The sequence below is a fragment of the Psychrobacter sp. NPDC078929 genome (assembly GCF_050267985.1).
GTDB lineage: Bacteria > Pseudomonadota > Gammaproteobacteria > Pseudomonadales > Moraxellaceae > Psychrobacter.
In genome coordinates, this window is sequence record NZ_JBNNFX010000001.1 from 78,090 (window position 1) to 95,321 (window position 17,232).

Genomic DNA, 17,232 nt, shown 5'->3' on the forward strand with positions numbered 1-17,232 from the left:
TAGATTTAAGAATGATTAAACCTAACGCTTTACACGGTTAAAGTTGGCGTCGGCTTTCCAGCTGTTTTTATATTGAATGCAGCAATACCAAGGACGATCACACCACCTGCGATACCAGTCGTAATCTCAGGATAAATCAATAGCAAAGCACCAATAGCTAAAATGACACGAGTCACCGTATTCATACCGCCTCTAAAGTAGCCTTCAAGTGCCGAGCTCAGCGCAATAACACCCGTTACCGAAGTCACTACCACTGTAATGATATCTACAATAGGTGGCAGCGGGAAATCTTTTGCCGTAACTGCTAGGCCAGTTGGATCTATCATCAACATCGTTGGATTATAGATAAACATGAACGGCACGATGAATCCCGCGAGGGCAAGTTTGAGAGATAAGAACCCTGTTTTCATTGGATCTCCACCGGATATACCTGCACCCGCAAAGGCTGCAAGACACACAGGCGGTGTAATATTGGCAAAGATACCAAAATAGAAAACAAACATGTGCGCTGACAAAATTGGAATATCAAAACCGGCCAATGCTGGCGCAGCCATGGTCGCCGTAATGATATAGGCAGGAATAGATGGTAATCCCATGCCTAAAACCATTGATGCCAACATCGTTAAGATAAGGGTAAAGAATAGCGATCCTGCTCCTAGCGTGACGATAGATGACGTCATCACCGTACCAAAGCTGGTCAGACTCACCACCCCAATGATAATACCAACGACCGCACAAGCAGCCATAACCGCTAGCGACTGGCGCGCACCATCTTCTAATGCACCTAAAATATCAGAAAAACTCATGCGCGTTTCGGCACGTAGCATACTGATAACAACAGTAAAACCAATGGTATAAGCTGCTGCATATCCTACAGGTACGTTTCTGATTAATAAGAAAATCAAGAAGACAATCGGCAATAGCATATGACCGCGGGCTTTTAATACTTCTTTTACCGCTGGTAGATTTTCTTTAGCAATACCTTTTAGATCACGACGTCCAGCGCGGAAATGCACCTGCGCGATGACGCCTAAATAGTACAATATCGCTGGTAATAATGCTGCTAAGGCAATCGTGCTATACGGCAAGCCTGTTGTCTCAGCCATAATAAAGGCACTGGCACCCATAATCGGTGGCAAGATCTGTCCACCAACCGAAGCACTGGCCTCAACTGCACCTGCGAAATCTTTATGATAGCCGACCTTTTTCATCAACGGAATGGTAAAGGCACCTGTACTAACCACATTCGATAAAGCTGAGCCATTGATACTACCCATAAAACCACTAGAGATGACTGCTACTTTTGCAGGTCCGCCCTTTTTATGACCAGCGATGGCCAATGCCAAATCATTAAACAACTGCCCCATTCCCGAACGGGCTAAGAATGCACCGAAGAGAATGAATAAGAAGATAAAGGTGACCGATGCACCAATCGCAACAGAGTACAAACCTTCTGTTTTTAAGAATAATTGACCAAAGATATCACCCATATCATAAGGACGAGTCAGTAGCCTATCGGGCATAAAGTCTAAATGGCTAACAAATGGATAGGCCAAAAATATGCCTGCCAAGATTGGCAAAATCCAACCAGTGATACGGCGGCTGCCTTCTAGTACGCAGACTACCGTAATCAAGGAAAATATCACATCGACCTGATTGGCCATGCCGCCACGCGAGGTCACGATATCTTGATATTCATAGATGAGATAACCCATACCGGATAGAGACAGGGCAAACCAAATCCAGTCATACCATGCCACTCGTTTGCGACTGCTTTTTTTGCTGGCTGGAAAAATTAGGAATATCAATGCAAAACCAACACCCACGTGCACAGAGCGCTGTAACAATGCTGGCATTGGATTAAAAGTGATGTATAAATGAAACAGTGAATAGAGTATACAAATGCCAGCGATAAAATACTTCACTGGTCCTTGAGTGATATGACGCGTGATTGACTCTCGGTCATATTTTTCCAATACTGCTCGGTTGACCGCATCCGCCTCAGCATCGTTATCAACTTGAGCATCTGGCATGGTAGTCACACTACCTTGATCCGTCACTTGGGAGTTCATGACAAAAGTCCTTTTTAAATCTATCAATTAAATCATACGTCTTAGGCATGATCACCACTTCAGAATAGTCTGGCACCCACTGGTGAATCAAGACACGATGACCACCATAATCCATTTCCCCTTTGGTCAGTCTAGATACGACCCAATTAAGGCGAGGCAGTTTTTCGTTGATTTGATAACCCAGATAGCCAGGCTTTTGTATAGGAGCGAGCATTTCGGTGGAGGGTGTCCCCGCACCGAACGCTTCAAAATAGGTCGTGGTCAATAACAGCTCCGCACCTTCTGTACTGCTGCCGTCTATGCGTTGATACTGCTCTTCCCACCACTGTTTTTCTACAGAATGTATCCAACGTAGCTGAAAGTCAGGCTCAGTGAAGTAACAAACCTTATCATCAGCACCGTCTACGCCTGCGACTCGCACTTCAACGACAGACTGAAGCGTAAAGCCTAACCATAGCGTAAAAAAAACCAGCGCTGCAATAAATGCCGCGCCAGTTGATAACCATAATGAATTACTTGGCTGCTTGTTCGTCATAGTACTTTTTAGCTCCAGGATGGATTGGGGCTACCATGCCATCACGAGCGGTTTCTAAACTGATATCATTGGCCGCTTGGTGAGCTGTTTTTAGACCATCTAAATTATCAAACAATGCTTTGGTTAGTTTATAACCATCCGCTTCAGATAGATCAGAGCTAACCAATAATGCATTCATGATTGCGGCAGTTGGTACGGCTGTTTCATTGCCATACGTGCCAGCAGGAATCTCAAAGGTTTTGAAGTAAGGCTTGGTCGCGATGATTTCTTTTAGCTTGTCTTGGTTGATAGTGACAATCTGTAAATCTAAACCTTGCTCTAACTCCATCAAAGATGAGTTTGGTAGCCCACTACTAAAGAATGCCGCTTCGATCTTACCTGCTTTCATACCATCAGCAGCTTCAGCAAAGCCTAGATAATCAACGGTGACATCATCATACGTGATACCAAACCCTTCCAGTAAAGTACGAGCATTGACTTCTGTACCAGATCCTTGATCGCCTACCGCAATACGCTTGCCTCGTAAGTCTTCAATATTTTTGATACCAGATTTTTTCGAAGTCACGATTTGCACCACATTAGGGTACAAAACAGCAATCTGCTGAATGTTAGTGATTGGCTGCTCAAAGTTGTTTTTACCTTCGACAGCATCCGTAACCACGTCACTCAGTGCCAAGACCATGTCGACCTTGCCTTGGGTCAGTAGATTGACGTTTTCAACTGATGCGCCAGTGGTTTGAGTTTTTGAGTTTACGCCAAAGGTTTTGACATAGACTTCAGACAATGAAGTACCAATGATGTTATAAGGGCCAGACGCACCGCCAGTAGCGATGGTCAAAAACTTAGTATCAAGCTTATCTGTTGCCGCGCTATCTGCAGATGCAGTATCACTGCCCTCTGAGCTTGGAGATGAGCATGCAGTTAGACCTAACGCAGCACTCAACATAGCTGACAAAAGTAATGGGGATTTTAAAGAATTAAGCATTGAATTCATCCTTGAAGTAATCGGTTTTATACGTTTAACAATATCCGTATTTATACATAAATACGTTACAGACGAGTAATAATATAGCAATTCTGTCAATAAATAAACCTTAGCTTACTTTCTATTTTTCTTTCAATACCTTATATTTAAAGCTATTAGAGAAAATATAGGTCATTCATCAATTGTACTAATATATATGTATGTTTTGCTATGCGAAACAAAGTTTCATTTAATAAATATTAAAACAAAAATTGTCGCTATTGTAAACCTTTATCGATATCTAGCAAATATCGCCATATCGCATTATTTCTTAGGAATTTTTAGATATAGCAAATTAATGAGAATTCTCGATTTATAACTATAAGGGCAAAAGTTCTGCTATATTTTATCTGAGCTATTTTTTGGTTCAGGATATTACATGGCACTAGCCTGTGTCTCTCTTTTATTAACCCATTCGGATAGTCCTTATGACAATACCCCACACGGAAGTACTGGCAACGTTATCTGCTGATATTGCTATCATCGGTGGCAGCGGTCTCTACCAAATGTCATCACTGACCAACAAACGCAGTATAACGATACAGACGCCTTATGGTAGTCCATCTGATGATATTGTCTTAGGTGAGCTTGAGGGAGTGACCGTCGCATTTCTAACACGGCATGGTCAGGGCCACAGACTGACCCCGTCCGAAGTGCCTTATCGTGCCAATATCTATGCGCTAAAAACGCTTGGGGTACGCTATATCGTATCCGTATCAGCAGTTGGCTCATTGCAAGCGCATCTTAAGCCACTAGATATGGTCGTGCCTGATCAAATGATCGATATGACCAAGCAGCGAGTGAGTACCTTTTTTGGTGAAGGTGCCGTCGCTCATGTGTCGATGGCTGACCCGCTTTGTCCTGCCCTAGCAGACATCTTGACGCGCGCTTATGACCAAGCAGATATTGCAGAAGCTAGCAGTCATTCTAAAGCAACTTATGTCTGCATCGAAGGCCCTCAGTTCTCAACTCGGGCAGAGTCAGAATGGTATCGTCAGATGGAGGCAGATATCATTGGCATGACCAATATGCCAGAAGCCAAATTGGCACGTGAAGCCAGTATTGCTTATGCCACGTTAGCTCTGGTGACAGACTTCGACTGCTGGCATCCGACGGAAGAAGCCGTTAGTGCCGACTATGCTATACAGAACCTAATGAAAAATGCGGACAATGCTCAAAAAGTGATACGAGAAGCAGTGACTTTAATTGCTGCCGAATTACCTGAGTCAATCGCTCACAATGCTATCGCACAAGCATTAGTCACACCTATAGATGCGATGGACGAACATACCAAGATCAGACTGGCCGCCTTACTAACATGATTGTAATGCGTCTTTTCCATTTTAAACTAATTACTGCTAATCGGTTCAATTTTAATCAAGCTGTTTCCCATTGAATCAAAAAAGGCCATTATCTAAAATAATGGCCTTTTTCATAATTAAGCATATATATTTAAATTTATGCTAAATACACCACTTTAATGTTAGCAACAACCACCTGCACCAGATGCCAGCATCATAGGTTGATTAAATGGCATTAATTCACCGCAACCTGCAAAAATACCGTAGTGACGACTGTCATCACCGATAAACTCAAAGTGCGGCGCAAAGCGCGACTCTTTCAGCATTCGAAACGTATTGCCACATACTGGAAATACCCGACCAGCTTCGATAGCATGATGTTTATCTAAATCAAACCGATGCGGTGACTGCTCGATAGTTCCTTTGTATATCACCGCTTGTCCATGATCTTCGCAAGCATCCTCAAGCGAGTCGATTTTAAATAAGCGATAAGTCGCAGAGAAAAATTGAATATCACCAATTTTGGCTGCTAAAGCAGGATCTGTAATCTCAAGTGGGCGATCTTCAACCAAACGTACGTCTAAGAATCCTGCATCTCGTGACAAACGGTTGAAATCATTCCAATACAATGCACCGCTTAAACACTCACCATATAAGACTGGGTCATCGATTAAGTGTCGCGGGATACGGCGGTCGGCATAGACGTCAGAAAAATAAAACTCCCCACCAGGTTTCAGCAAACGCTGTACACTGGCCATAACCGCGGCTTTATCTGGTGATAGATTGATAACGCAATTGGAGACGATAATATCAAAGCTATTAGCCTCAAGTTCTAGTTCATCTAGTTTCTCGATATAGCCGTGCAAAAATGTCACATTATCATAGCCAAACTTATCAACATGATAGGCTTGATGCTGTCTGGCAACGGCTAGCTGCTCATCGGTCATATCAACACCGACTACGTGGCCACTCTCACCAACCAGTTGCGCCAATGCGTAGACATCTCGGCCTGAGCCACTGCCCAAATCTAAAATTCGGCAGCCTTCGAGCAGTGCTGGACACACCAGACCACAGCCGTAATATCGATTCAATACTTCATCGTGAATATTTGCGAGTAAGGGCTTGAGCCACTCAGGCATATTGCTAATATCACAACAAGCCGAGGTCTTTAGATCATTGGTACTCTGTAACTCTTTTCCATAGTAATTTTGCACGACGTCATGCATAACAATATCCTTATTGAATGTGCCATCCAGTTAAAATTCTTAGTGAATCATCTTAGAATATGCAACTACATTAGTGAGTTTATCAACCTAGTTGTCACTTATCGGTTATCAGTAGTTATCCACTTTGATATTAATATTGATGTAAGAATCTAGCCAGCCTGACGGCAAATGTACTAGATCTTTAGGCTCATCAATATCGTGCAAAGGGTCAAATAGTGCAAGTGTCCAGTCTAATGCCGCCATGCGCTGCTTGGTGACAGCGGCTACACTAGCCGTACTCCAAACAATGTCCGAAAACATGCTGTCATTAACTTGTTTAAATCCTAACAACACATACCCACCATCAGTTGCTGGAATCATAACCGCATCGTGTTGATTTAGCTGCTGTACCGATGTCTGAATACGTGCTGTCGTAAGACTAGGACAGTCCGTACCAATTAACACAACCTTGTCAAAATGTTGCAATGCGCGCTGACTGGCTATCAACATACGCAAACCCAAATCCCCTTCGGCCTGCGCAGACCAGCGCAACGAGTCAGGCAAATCAAGCGCCTGCCAACATGGATCTGTTGGTGCTGGACTCACACATAGCTCGACAGCAAAGCCCGTATCAACGGCCTGCTCAATACTATGCAGTAAGAGTTGCCTTGCCATACGTGCAGCGCCATCTACCCCTAGCGCTGGCTGCAAACGGGTTTTTGCCTTATTGCGCGCTGGATATTTTGCAAAAAGAATGATGCAGGTATCTTGCTGTCTTGCAGATAAATCAGCTGTCACTATAACGGTCTCTCAATTGGTCAAATGTACAAGGACGAGCTCTTTCTTCTTTTGTCTATCATATTTATAAATCAAACAATCTCACTACTTATAATAACGTTGCTTTAAAACATTAGGCGATACGCCGCGCCAATAATCAAAGCGCAACTGCCACATCAAAAAAATCGTCCGCCATGTACCATATTGCTGCCAACGCCGCGCGGATGTTATGACTTTACTTTTTAGACAAGCTGGTCGAGCAAACTTCTTTAGACGTTTACAGAGCTCAATATCTTCCATCAATGGCTGATCAGGATAGCCACCAATCTGCTCGAATATGGATTTTTTGATAAAAATTGCTTGATCGCCAGTGGCGATACTCATTAAGCGTGAGCGCTTATTTATCACGAACCCGACGATTTTTAACAATGGCTCACAGCTGTCTAAGCGCACATCAAATCGTCCCCAGTCATACTGAGCTATTGCCTGCTGAACGTTATCTATCGCATCAGCTGGCAGCTCGGTATCGGCATGTAAAAATAGCAACACATCACCTGTTGCTAACATAGCGCCCGCATTCATTTGCTGTGCACGCCCTACCGTAGATTCGATAATATGCCAATCAATGATTGATTGAGCAATCTCTGTACTTTTGAGCACACTTTTGGCGATAGCAACCGAACCATCCACTGAACCACCATCGACCAATATCACTTGCTGCGGTGCCGGATCGAGACTGGCAATATGAGCGATAAGCTCAGGCAAGTTGTCCGCTTCATTTAACAATGGAATGATGATGGAGAGTTTCAATGGATATACCGTCACGTTAATCAGCGAGTAAGATTAAAAACTGGCTTATTTTTTGTTCAAATTCCAGTTGTAGTCGGTATAGCTTATTTTTATCTTGCCTTGTTTTAGCTCTGCTGTCTGAGCTTTACTCAATCCTAGTGACGAGTTATAACGACCCAAAAACCCTGCTAAATCTTTGGTGCCACGCCAGTTGGTTGCAAAATCCTCTTTATACCATTTAAAAATTGGTGATACTTTAAGCGTATCGCCTTTGAGACTGTTGCGGCTACTGTCTGCTAAAAACTTAGACGTTGCCTGCTCTAACTGACTGTCTAAACGCTTGCCAGTAAAGGCATCATCTTGCAGTGCTGGGCAACCAATACTGGCACAATTGACCGCAAAGTGAATGCGCGGATCGTTGTAACGTTTAGAACCACGAATCAGGTTGTGCTCAATATCATCAAGTGAGCGCGTCTTACCAAGTAGCGAAACAAACTCTTGCTTCCATGGTGACCCAAACAGTCCGCCGATATCTTTGATAGATTTAACATTTGGATATTTCGTTAATACCAAATCTACCGTACCAGCGTTATAAACGTTGATTAAAAATGCTAACTGTTCATTTTTACTCCAACGATTGAACTCTGATTGAGATACCTTGCTTGTCGCTTCCAGATAGCTTGTCAGCTTACTTTGATCTGCTTTCATACCAGCATAATTGACCACTGAAGCTTTGCCACCGTTGGTCATGGTCACATGCTTATTTAATAAGCTATCCCAGCTCTGATGGTTAAAGTCAGCATGAGCGGCCACGCTTGCTAATAAAATAGTCGTAGCAATCACTGGTTGGGCGAAAAATGTCTTCGCTGAAAAGTTAGATACTGACATAAGGCTTACTCCGTTTATACTGATTGTTTTTTATCTATACCAAAAGTACTTATATTAAAAGCACTTACATTAGAACGGCTAAGGCGTGTCTGCTAGCACTGGCTCTACTGCCTCTTCTTCTAACGCGCCGCCACAACTACTGCCCTGTCCTGCTGTACAGCCATAGCAGTGCTCAGCAATGGCAATGTCATCACCAGACGGGTTTTGCGTTAACAAATCACTTAGGTGTCGCCGTGACTTGTTTGGGACAAGTATCTCTAACTGCTGATTGAAATCACAATCAAACAGCTCACCCAACCAATTGACACTAATGGTCGAACGGCACATGACCTCGGCTAAATTGGCAGCCATATAATTAGCTTTGAGCAAATCCATATACGGGTGGAACTGGTTTTTTGCCAACAGCACCGCCCCAAAACGCTGAATCGGCATATTGGTTAGGGCAAATAAATGATTAAACTCAATATCAAAGTGCGCTTTTAACTCACGCTTATAGTCTGCTTCAAGCTGTTGTTGATTGGGCGGCAGCGTCGCGCCTTGTGGGTTGTAAACCAAGTTTAATGTTAAATTTGAATCAGGCTTGCCGTACCCTAACTGATTGAGCTTCTGTAATCCTAATATACTGTCGTCAAACGCGCCTTTACCGCGCTGTTTGTCTACATTTTCTAAGGAATAACAAGGCAAAGAAGCCACCACTTCCACTTGGTTATCTGCTAGAAACTGCGCCATACCCTCATAACCCTCTTCCATAAGGATAGTCAGATTACAGCGGTCTATTACTTTGACACCTAATGCCCGAACAGCCTTAACCAAATACTTAAAATCCTCATGCATTTCAGGCGCACCGCCGGTCAAATCAAGCATATCGATGTTTTGTGCTTGCAATACCTCTGGTATCAGCTCAACCAACTCACGTGACATCATTTCAGTACGATAAGGGCTTGCAGCCACATGACAATGTACGCAGGACATATTGCATAAGTAGCCCATATTGACTTGTAATATCGTCAATTGACGTCGTTTTATCGCTGGAAAATCAGTATGCTCAAGTAACTCGATAGTTGATTTCATGGTGGTCTAAAATCCTGTTAGCAGTACAACTAAAAAAGGATAGCAACGTAACATTAAATATTAGAAAACACAGATAGCGCATTGCTTTTACTGTTTATTTTCAAGTTTGACAATGTAAAACCTGATTGCTCACTTTACGGTTTATCTAATCAATCATACCTGATTATCAATAAGCATTGACAACTAATCATATGGATTTTATGGTTTATTCTAAATGAGCATTAACCTTCGTTAGTTCTTATCAGCTTCGTCAATTCTTATCAACTTCGATAAAACGCTTATCGATATATTTCTTGAGATGCCATACCCAGCGACCTTGTAGGTTTACATTACCCCAACTACCAATGGCATATTTGTCACCGCAAGACAGCAGATATAGCGTGCGCGACTTTGGCTGATAACTCTTCATTACGTTGTCACCCAGATAGGCCAATAAGTTATCAGCTTCGATAGCACCACCATGCACTGAGTGAACCCCCGAGTGCGCCACGTATTTATCGATTCGTGTCGCCACATCACCAACCGCAAACACATTAGAATGAGAGACGCTCTGTTGCTTATCGTTTACCGCGACAAACCCATCACCTTCTATCTCCAAATCCGTAGAAGCCGTCCATGCCGAGCCTATGACGCCAGTCGCAGCGATGACAGCATTTATGGGCAATGATTTATGGGTGGTCGATAATTTACCGTCACGATAATCGGTCGCTCGTTCTCGAATTATCGTAATGCCATGACGATGTAACTGCTTAATGACCCGTTGTCGAAAGCCTGAATTAAACCCTGACAATAGATTCTCACCGCATACTAATGTCACCTGATGATTACGATTGATGTTCCGTAGCGCGACTTGAGCGGCCATCACCAATTCTATTGCCGCAGCGCCTGCCCCAATAATAGCCAATTGATACCTTTCAGACTGTTGAGCATCTTTTAGAATCCGCTGCCATTGTGTGATGAATGTTGATAACGGTCGTATGACAATTACGTCGGTATTAGCAGCACCAGTATTGTTATCGTCACTATCGCTTCTGTGCTCGTTGTAGTCATTGTGGCTACATAGCCAACGCATGTCTGTATCTGCGCCAGTATTTAAAGACAAGACATCGTAGTCAAAATCCGTTTGTTCATCGCCAGTCGTAACCACCTTGTTTGACGCTGCGTTTACTTTTACAAGCGACTGCTGAATAAAGCGCACGCCTGCTCGTACACAAAGCGATTTGATATCGATACTGATATCATGCAATTGATAATGTCCTGCCATCCAACCAGGTAACATGCCAGAATAAATAGTTTGCGGTTGCTCACTAATTAAATGAATGTCTGCCTCTATCGTATCGGTGTCCTTTAAACGCGCTGTGCCAAGTCGGCGCAACATGCCAATGTGAGCATGACCTGCGCCTGCCAATAGTAGTGTCTTTTTCGATGAAAATTTTGTCATAGATGATTTTATCAAGGCGGTTAGTTGCTATTAGTGTTTGATCGAATGTTGATTGATATAAATGACTTTAAAAACTCATTTAAAAGTATCATATAAATAAGACCAGTCTATTGCGGGTAAACAGTAAGAGCGTAAATGACTTATACGGATTCAGCGATAGTCACTGCGTCAACCGTTATTAGTAGAATGATATTTTGTACACCTGAATTAAAATCATAAAATAAGGTGAAATTATTTATCATCGCCCAGTACAATAGGACATTATAAGAGCCGCATGATAAATTGCGCTGCTTGACCCATTACTTGAGCAACATCGTCAAAAACGTTAATGAAAATTATAAGTAATCAAGGAACATTACATGAGTACCAATATCGATACCAGTAACGACCACATTTTGTCTTCTGACAATATTCACTACTTGCATCATAATTTTTTTGAACCAAGTAGCAAAGACGTCGAGATTAGCGCGACTTTATTGATTGTGCATGGCATGGCAGAGCACAGCGGTCGCTATAGCGATTTTGCACAGTTTTTGGCAGATAATGGTATTGCTGTGGCGACTTACGATCATTTGGGTCATGGACAGACGATCAAGACTGAGGCCGATCTTGGGTTTTTTGGTGAGGAGCATCCGGTACAGTCACTTTTGAAAGACGTGATTGTGATGGCCGATAGCCTAAAAGACCGTCATCCAGACGTCCCGCATTTTGTGATGGGTCACTCGATGGGCTCATTTATCGTACGCAATGTACTCAAGCATCATGCGCATAATTTCACAGGTGCCATCCTAATGGGTTCCGCAGACGCCAACCCACTGGCTAAGGTTTTATTACCTATTAACAAGCTACTGGCCAGAGTTGCTCCAAGACAACCGAATACAATTTTTGCCAAGGTGATGAATAAAGTCCTTAACAGCCAACTATCTGATCGCAATTCGTCCTCACAGTTTGCGTGGCTCAGTGAAAATACCGCAAACATTGAAGCCTATGAAGCCGATCCTAAGACTGGTTTTGACTTTACCAATAATGGCTTTATGACATTGTTCACGCTCATGGATACTGGATTAAATAAAAATTGGGCTACCACTATTGCCAAAAACTTCCCAATGCTGTTTATCAGCGGTGAAGATGATCCGATTGGTGAAATGGGTCGCGGTATACGTAGGGTTGTCACGCGTCTGGACAAACGTCATTTCAGTCATGTCGATATTCAGCTGTATCCTAATATGCGCCATGAAGTGCTGCACGAAAAGGATAAACAGACCGTTTATCAAGATATTTTAGAGTGGATAGAGACCAACACGGCAGACAATTAAATTATGATAAATGAGTTGTTTTGAGAGGATGTCTGAAAACAACTCATTCAATATTGTCACAATAAGACCCTCAACGCGTTTGCTAAAAGCGGTCAAATTAGCGACAATACGGCAAGCAAGTTTTTGGACCAAGCCATACCTTGAATTTTCTTTAGGCTGGGTCATATAAGTCTTTAACCATAACATTAAGATCACCCTCCCTTTCATTCATTTTAGGAACCTTTATGTCATTACAACAAACCATCGAACAAGCTTTTGAAAACCGTAACGAATACAGTCCAGCTAATATGCCACAAGACGTGCGTGATGCTATCAATCAAGTACTTGAGCAACTAGATAACGGTAGCCTGCGCGTAGCAGAAAAGAAAGATGGCGAATGGGTTGTCAATCAGTGGGCCAAAAAAGCCGTACTATTGTCTTTCCGTCTAAACGACAACTACGTCCAAGCCGCTGGCGAACACGTACAGTTCTATGACAAAGTTCCAACTAAATTTGCTAACTGGACCGAAGCGCAGTTTAAAGAAGCAGGCGTACGCGTTGTACCACCAGCTGTCGCACGTAGAGGTTCTTTCATCGCAGCAGGCGCAGTATTGATGCCGTCATACGTCAACATCGGTGCCTATGTCGATCAAGGTGCGATGGTTGATACGTGGGCGACCGTTGGTTCATGTGCTCAAATCGGTAAAAACGTGCATTTATCAGGTGGCGTTGGCATCGGCGGTGTATTAGAGCCATTGCAAGCAAACCCTACTATCATCGAAGACAACTGCTTCATCGGTGCACGCTCTGAAATCGTTGAAGGCGTTATCGTTGAAGAAGGCGCTGTCATCTCTATGGGTGTCTATATCGGTCAATCGACGCGCATCTATGATCGCGAAACTGGCGAGATTCATCGTGGCCGTGTACCAGCAGGTTCTGTTGTTGTACCAGGTAGCTTACCGTCAGAAGATGGCACGCACAGCTTGTACGCTGCCATCATCGTGAAAAAAGTTGACGCGCAAACTCGTGCAAAAACATCAGTAAACGAGCTATTACGCCTAGCCTAAATATTTGGCACGTACCATTATTTGGTACATAATATTGTTTTATATGAAGATGCTGGGGGATGACTCCAGCATCTTTTTTGCAGCTTAATATAACGCGTTACGTTATAATCCTCTTTTAGTTTGTCTTTATACAAACACAAAATCATTCGTACCATCCCCTGCCTTTTTATTACGATTGATAAGCGCTTCATCGCCTTATCGACCTTTAACTGTATTTGAAATATTATGAGTGAATCATCATTACGCACCGCCGCTATCCCTGTTACTGACCCCGAAGCAGGATTACGTCTGACTGAGATTTTTTATTCCTTACAAGGTGAGGCAATCACTTCAGGCTTGCCGACGATATTTGTGCGTCTAACGGGCTGTCCGCTGCGCTGCGTCTATTGTGATACCGAATATGCTTTTACTGGCGGCGAACGTCAATCATTAGAAACCATCATAGAAACCATCAAAGGTTATCCGTGCAAGCGTATCTGTCTGACTGGTGGTGAGCCATTAGCACAGCCAAATGCCATTGAATTGATGAAACGTTTGCTGAGCGATGGGTATGAGATATCCCTTGAGACCGCAGGCGCACTCACGGTAGAAAACGTGCCAGCAGCAGTCAGCAAGGTAATGGATCTCAAAACACCAAGCTCAGGTGAAGTCGATAAGAATCTATGGTCAAACCTCGACTATCTCACTCAGCATGACCAAATCAAGTTTGTCATTATGAATCGTACAGATTACGACTGGGCAAAAGCTAAATTGACCGAGTATAAGCTAAACGAATTGGTCGGTACGGTATGGTTCTCTCCGATGTTTAATGTCGCAAATGATGTCGATGAACAGCTCAGCCCTGAAGTACCTGTATTGGCGCGCGAGCTAGCAGAATGGATGTTGGCTGATGCCTTGCCAGTTCGCTTTCAGCTGCAATTGCACAAAATCATTTGGGCAGATGCCAAAGGCAAGTAACTATCAGCAAGTAATTATCAGCAAGTAACAAACAAAAAGTGTGAACACGTTGAGTGCCATGGATAAGGTAGCGGTATGATCAAACTCATTTTATTGGGCTTGCTAGCAGGTGCGTTTTTTAGCTCGACATTTATCTTAAATGAGCTTATGAGTAGCGCAGGTGGACATTGGTTTTGGTCAGCGAGTCTACGCTATGTCTTTATGCTGTTAATTATTACCGTCATTATTGCGATACAACATGGCTTTGGTCGTATTAAAGCGCTAATGAGGATTTTTCTTCAGCATTGGGGCTTTTGGTGCATTACTGGCAGTATCGGGTTTGGACTGTTTTATACCGGTATTTGCTATGCCGCAGATCATGTTGCGGGATGGGTGGTAGCGGCTACCTTTATGTTTACCGTCGTCGCCAGTTTACTTGTACTATTGGCATTTGGTCAACGTTTTGATAAAAAATTCATCGTATATGCTGTCATTGTCTTTATCGGTGTGGCACTCGTCAATATCAGTGAAGGTCTGCATGCTGCTGCTATAACCGACACCGTCCCAATGTCTGACATGCTGCTCTACGGTGCGCTACCTGCGCTTATCGCTGCTTTTAGCTACCCAATTGGTAACCAGCTGGTTTGGCAGGCTTCTCATAATGCCCGCCAGCGCAATACTGAATTACAGAAGGCAGCAGAGTTTAACGATCAAAAAGCTAGCATCAGTATTAGTATTGATATCAGTGAGCAGAATGAACCACTCATATCCGAAGCTTATGATTTGCCAGCTACGACATATGATGCTACCGACCTCGATAGCGTACTTCAAAGTAACAACACTGCGGCAACCTCATCCCTACAAAATCTAATTGCTCGTATTCCTTCTATCGAAACCACGCTACTGCAAAATGCCTTTAACAAAGTGTGGCTAATGACTCTCGGGTGTTTGCCATTTTGGCTGTTTTTGGGCATTATAGTGCGCCCTGACCAGCCCCACGCCTCACAAATAATCAATACGTTGCTCGTTGCTCTATTAGCAGGCGTGGCAGCGACCACTATATTTTTGTATGCGCGCGAGCAAGCTGTTACTTCAAGCGAGGTTGCAGGCGTTGACTCAACCCAAGCCAGTGAGGTTATCTTTGCCTTGATTGGGGGTATATTATTGTTAGGTAACGCCATACCTTCGGCGATGGGACTGGTCGGTATAGGGCTTATTATGGTAGGGCTGATATTATTTGCAAAAGACGGCTAAATGGCACTATAACACTACGCCCATTTCGTCACAGTTATGCATTGAATAGCCACCTAAAAAACACCTATCACTTTGATGATCTCGATTTGGCAATATAACCATGGGCAATGCTTTGATTTTTCCTGATATTCTATTATATTTATTGGACATGGTTGGCATTGTTGCCTGCGCGATTGCAGGGACTTTGCTTGCGCAGCATAAAGGCTTCGATATCGCTGGTTGTATCTTGGTAGCGATGGTCAATGCCATCGGCGGTGGGACATTACGCGATATGGCTCTCGACCGTCACCCTCTATTTTGGATGACTGATCTTAATTACGTGATCGTTATCACGGTGACCTCCCTTATCTTACAAATCTTCTTTCACCTTTATCATAAGATTGATAATGCGTTAAAGCTCTTTGATGCCATTGGGTTGGCCGCTTTTAGTGTCATTGGTTTTAAGGTGGCCTTAACCCTAGACATGTCTCCCCTTATTGCTATTATGATGGGTGTTTGGACCGCCATCATTGGTGGTTTGTTACGTGATATCATTTGTAATGAGATTCCGCTGGTACTACAGCGTGAGATTTATATTACTGCCAGTATCGCAGGGTCTGTGACTTATTTATGCTTACAGTATTTTGGGGTGGACGCCAGTCTCAACGAATTTATTATGCTGTTTGTCATCTTTGCAGTACGTATGCTCGCGCTCAGATTCGACTGGCATCTGCCTTCTATTCGACTCGTAGACTGATTGATTGAGCAAGACTCTGCTGAGATAGCCTTTGTTTGACTGACAATAATTGAAAATAGTGAGAACTGCCCATGTTGGCTATCGTATTGGACCCTACCGTACTGATCACTACTTTTGACCCGCGCTCTTTGATATATTTCTTCGATATGATTGGCATTATCGCCTGTAGCGTTTCGGGCACGATACTTGCCAAGCACAAAAACTTCGACGTCTTCGGCTGTCTTCTCGTGTCTATTGTCACTGCTATCGGCGGCGGCACGGTACGTGATGTCATTCTCGATCGCCATCCGTTATTTTGGATGGTAGATATGAGCTATCTGACCCTTATTACGATTTCATCGCTAGCGATGCAGATATTTTTTCATCCAAACTCTAGACGAGTGGATAAGTTCCTCAAGCTTTCTGACACCATTGGTCTGTCAGCATTTACACTGATCGGTATCAAAGTCGCTGACAGTATGGGCGCCAATGTGCCTGTAGCGCTATTATTAGGTGTAATTACTATCGTGGTTGGTGGCATCATTCGCGATATGATTTGCAATGAGATTCCATTGGTACTACAGCAAGAGATTTATATCACGGCAGCGTTGACGGGTGGCGTGCTGTACTTTGCTCTAAAGAATTTAGGCGTGACAGATTGGGTAGCTGACATCTCTACGATGAGTACGATTTTTACTTTGCGTATGCTTGCTATTCGTTACGATTGGCAGTTCCCCACACTAGAGTGGAAATACTGATACTAGGGCGTGTCTTCATTTCAAAAATGGTGATAAAAATGAGATAAATTGCCGTCAAACAAGAAAAATAGCGCAGATAATATCGGGATATTAACCAGCTATTT

Annotated in this window: 16 protein-coding genes; 7 read left to right on the forward strand and 9 right to left on the reverse strand. The window is 43.3% G+C overall.

Annotated elements, in window-relative coordinates:
- Window positions 1–29 precede the first annotated feature (29 nt).
- Genes ACQKCG_RS00325 through ACQKCG_RS00335 form a run of 3 tightly spaced genes read right to left on the reverse strand, consistent with a single transcriptional unit; the run spans window position 30 to window position 3,592 of the window.
- Window positions 30–2,033 carry a TRAP transporter permease gene (locus tag ACQKCG_RS00325; RefSeq protein ID WP_057762540.1) on the reverse strand — a complete coding sequence of 668 codons (2,004 nt, stop codon included), beginning with the start codon at window positions 2,031–2,033 and terminating at the stop codon, window positions 30–32.
- Between the two features lie 10 nt (window positions 2,034–2,043).
- A complete protein-coding gene (locus ACQKCG_RS00330) occupies window positions 2,044–2,607 on the reverse strand; it encodes a DUF1850 domain-containing protein (protein ID WP_101206429.1) in 564 nt (187 codons plus the stop codon).
- The gene (locus ACQKCG_RS00335) at window positions 2,585–3,592 is read right to left on the reverse strand and encodes a TAXI family TRAP transporter solute-binding subunit (RefSeq protein ID WP_101206428.1); all 1,008 of its coding nucleotides are present in this window, start codon (window positions 3,590–3,592) and stop codon (window positions 2,585–2,587) included. The genes ACQKCG_RS00330 and ACQKCG_RS00335 overlap by 23 nt, the downstream gene beginning before the upstream one ends.
- Before the next feature lie 467 nt (window positions 3,593–4,059).
- Between ACQKCG_RS00335 and mtnP the strand changes: the two genes are divergently transcribed.
- Window positions 4,060–4,953, forward strand: a complete 894-nt coding sequence (gene mtnP / locus ACQKCG_RS00340; protein WP_101206427.1) for an S-methyl-5'-thioadenosine phosphorylase — start codon at window positions 4,060–4,062, stop codon at window positions 4,951–4,953.
- 161 nt (window positions 4,954–5,114) lie between these two features.
- Here mtnP and ACQKCG_RS00345 read toward each other — a convergent pair whose 3' ends face one another.
- From ACQKCG_RS00345 to ACQKCG_RS00370, 6 genes are all read right to left on the reverse strand, one after another.
- A complete protein-coding gene (locus ACQKCG_RS00345) occupies window positions 5,115–6,158 on the reverse strand; it encodes a methyltransferase domain-containing protein (protein WP_101206426.1) in 1,044 nt (347 codons plus the stop codon).
- A gap of 108 nt (window positions 6,159–6,266) precedes the next feature.
- Window positions 6,267–6,935 carry a TIGR04282 family arsenosugar biosynthesis glycosyltransferase gene (locus tag ACQKCG_RS00350; protein ID WP_101206425.1) on the reverse strand — a complete coding sequence of 223 codons (669 nt, stop codon included), beginning with the start codon at window positions 6,933–6,935 and terminating at the stop codon, window positions 6,267–6,269.
- 84 nt (window positions 6,936–7,019) lie between these two features.
- The gene (locus ACQKCG_RS00355; protein WP_227543648.1) at window positions 7,020–7,724 is read right to left on the reverse strand and encodes a TIGR04283 family arsenosugar biosynthesis glycosyltransferase; all 705 of its coding nucleotides are present in this window, start codon (window positions 7,722–7,724) and stop codon (window positions 7,020–7,022) included.
- Between the two features lie 45 nt (window positions 7,725–7,769).
- Window positions 7,770–8,591, reverse strand: coding sequence for a DUF547 domain-containing protein (locus ACQKCG_RS00360; protein WP_101206423.1), 822 nt, complete (start codon window positions 8,589–8,591; stop codon window positions 7,770–7,772).
- A gap of 78 nt (window positions 8,592–8,669) precedes the next feature.
- On the reverse strand, window positions 8,670–9,662 hold the full coding sequence (gene arsS, locus ACQKCG_RS00365) for an arsenosugar biosynthesis radical SAM (seleno)protein ArsS (protein WP_101206422.1): 993 nt from the start codon (window positions 9,660–9,662) through the stop codon (window positions 8,670–8,672).
- A gap of 250 nt (window positions 9,663–9,912) precedes the next feature.
- Entirely contained in the window at window positions 9,913–11,103 is a 1,191-nt protein-coding gene (locus ACQKCG_RS00370) for an FAD-dependent oxidoreductase (protein ID WP_101206421.1), read from the reverse strand.
- A gap of 359 nt (window positions 11,104–11,462) precedes the next feature.
- Between ACQKCG_RS00370 and ACQKCG_RS00375 the strand changes: the two genes are divergently transcribed.
- From ACQKCG_RS00375 to ACQKCG_RS00400, 6 genes are all read left to right on the forward strand, one after another.
- A complete protein-coding gene (locus ACQKCG_RS00375; RefSeq protein WP_101206420.1) occupies window positions 11,463–12,419 on the forward strand; it encodes an alpha/beta fold hydrolase in 957 nt (318 codons plus the stop codon).
- A gap of 224 nt (window positions 12,420–12,643) precedes the next feature.
- Entirely contained in the window at window positions 12,644–13,465 is an 822-nt protein-coding gene (dapD, locus tag ACQKCG_RS00380) for a 2,3,4,5-tetrahydropyridine-2,6-dicarboxylate N-succinyltransferase (protein ID WP_057760881.1), read from the forward strand.
- Between the two features lie 225 nt (window positions 13,466–13,690).
- Window positions 13,691–14,422, forward strand: coding sequence for a 7-carboxy-7-deazaguanine synthase QueE (gene queE, locus ACQKCG_RS00385; RefSeq protein WP_101206419.1), 732 nt, complete (start codon window positions 13,691–13,693; stop codon window positions 14,420–14,422).
- Window positions 14,423–14,497: 75 nt separating this feature from the next.
- A complete protein-coding gene (locus ACQKCG_RS00390) occupies window positions 14,498–15,655 on the forward strand; it encodes a multidrug resistance efflux transporter family protein (RefSeq protein ID WP_101206418.1) in 1,158 nt (385 codons plus the stop codon).
- Window positions 15,656–15,755: 100 nt separating this feature from the next.
- Window positions 15,756–16,391 carry a trimeric intracellular cation channel family protein gene (locus ACQKCG_RS00395; RefSeq protein ID WP_101206417.1) on the forward strand — a complete coding sequence of 212 codons (636 nt, stop codon included), beginning with the start codon at window positions 15,756–15,758 and terminating at the stop codon, window positions 16,389–16,391.
- A 71-nt stretch (window positions 16,392–16,462) separates the two neighbouring features.
- The gene (locus tag ACQKCG_RS00400; RefSeq protein ID WP_057760888.1) at window positions 16,463–17,128 is read left to right on the forward strand and encodes a trimeric intracellular cation channel family protein; all 666 of its coding nucleotides are present in this window, start codon (window positions 16,463–16,465) and stop codon (window positions 17,126–17,128) included.
- Window positions 17,129–17,232 lie beyond the last annotated feature (104 nt).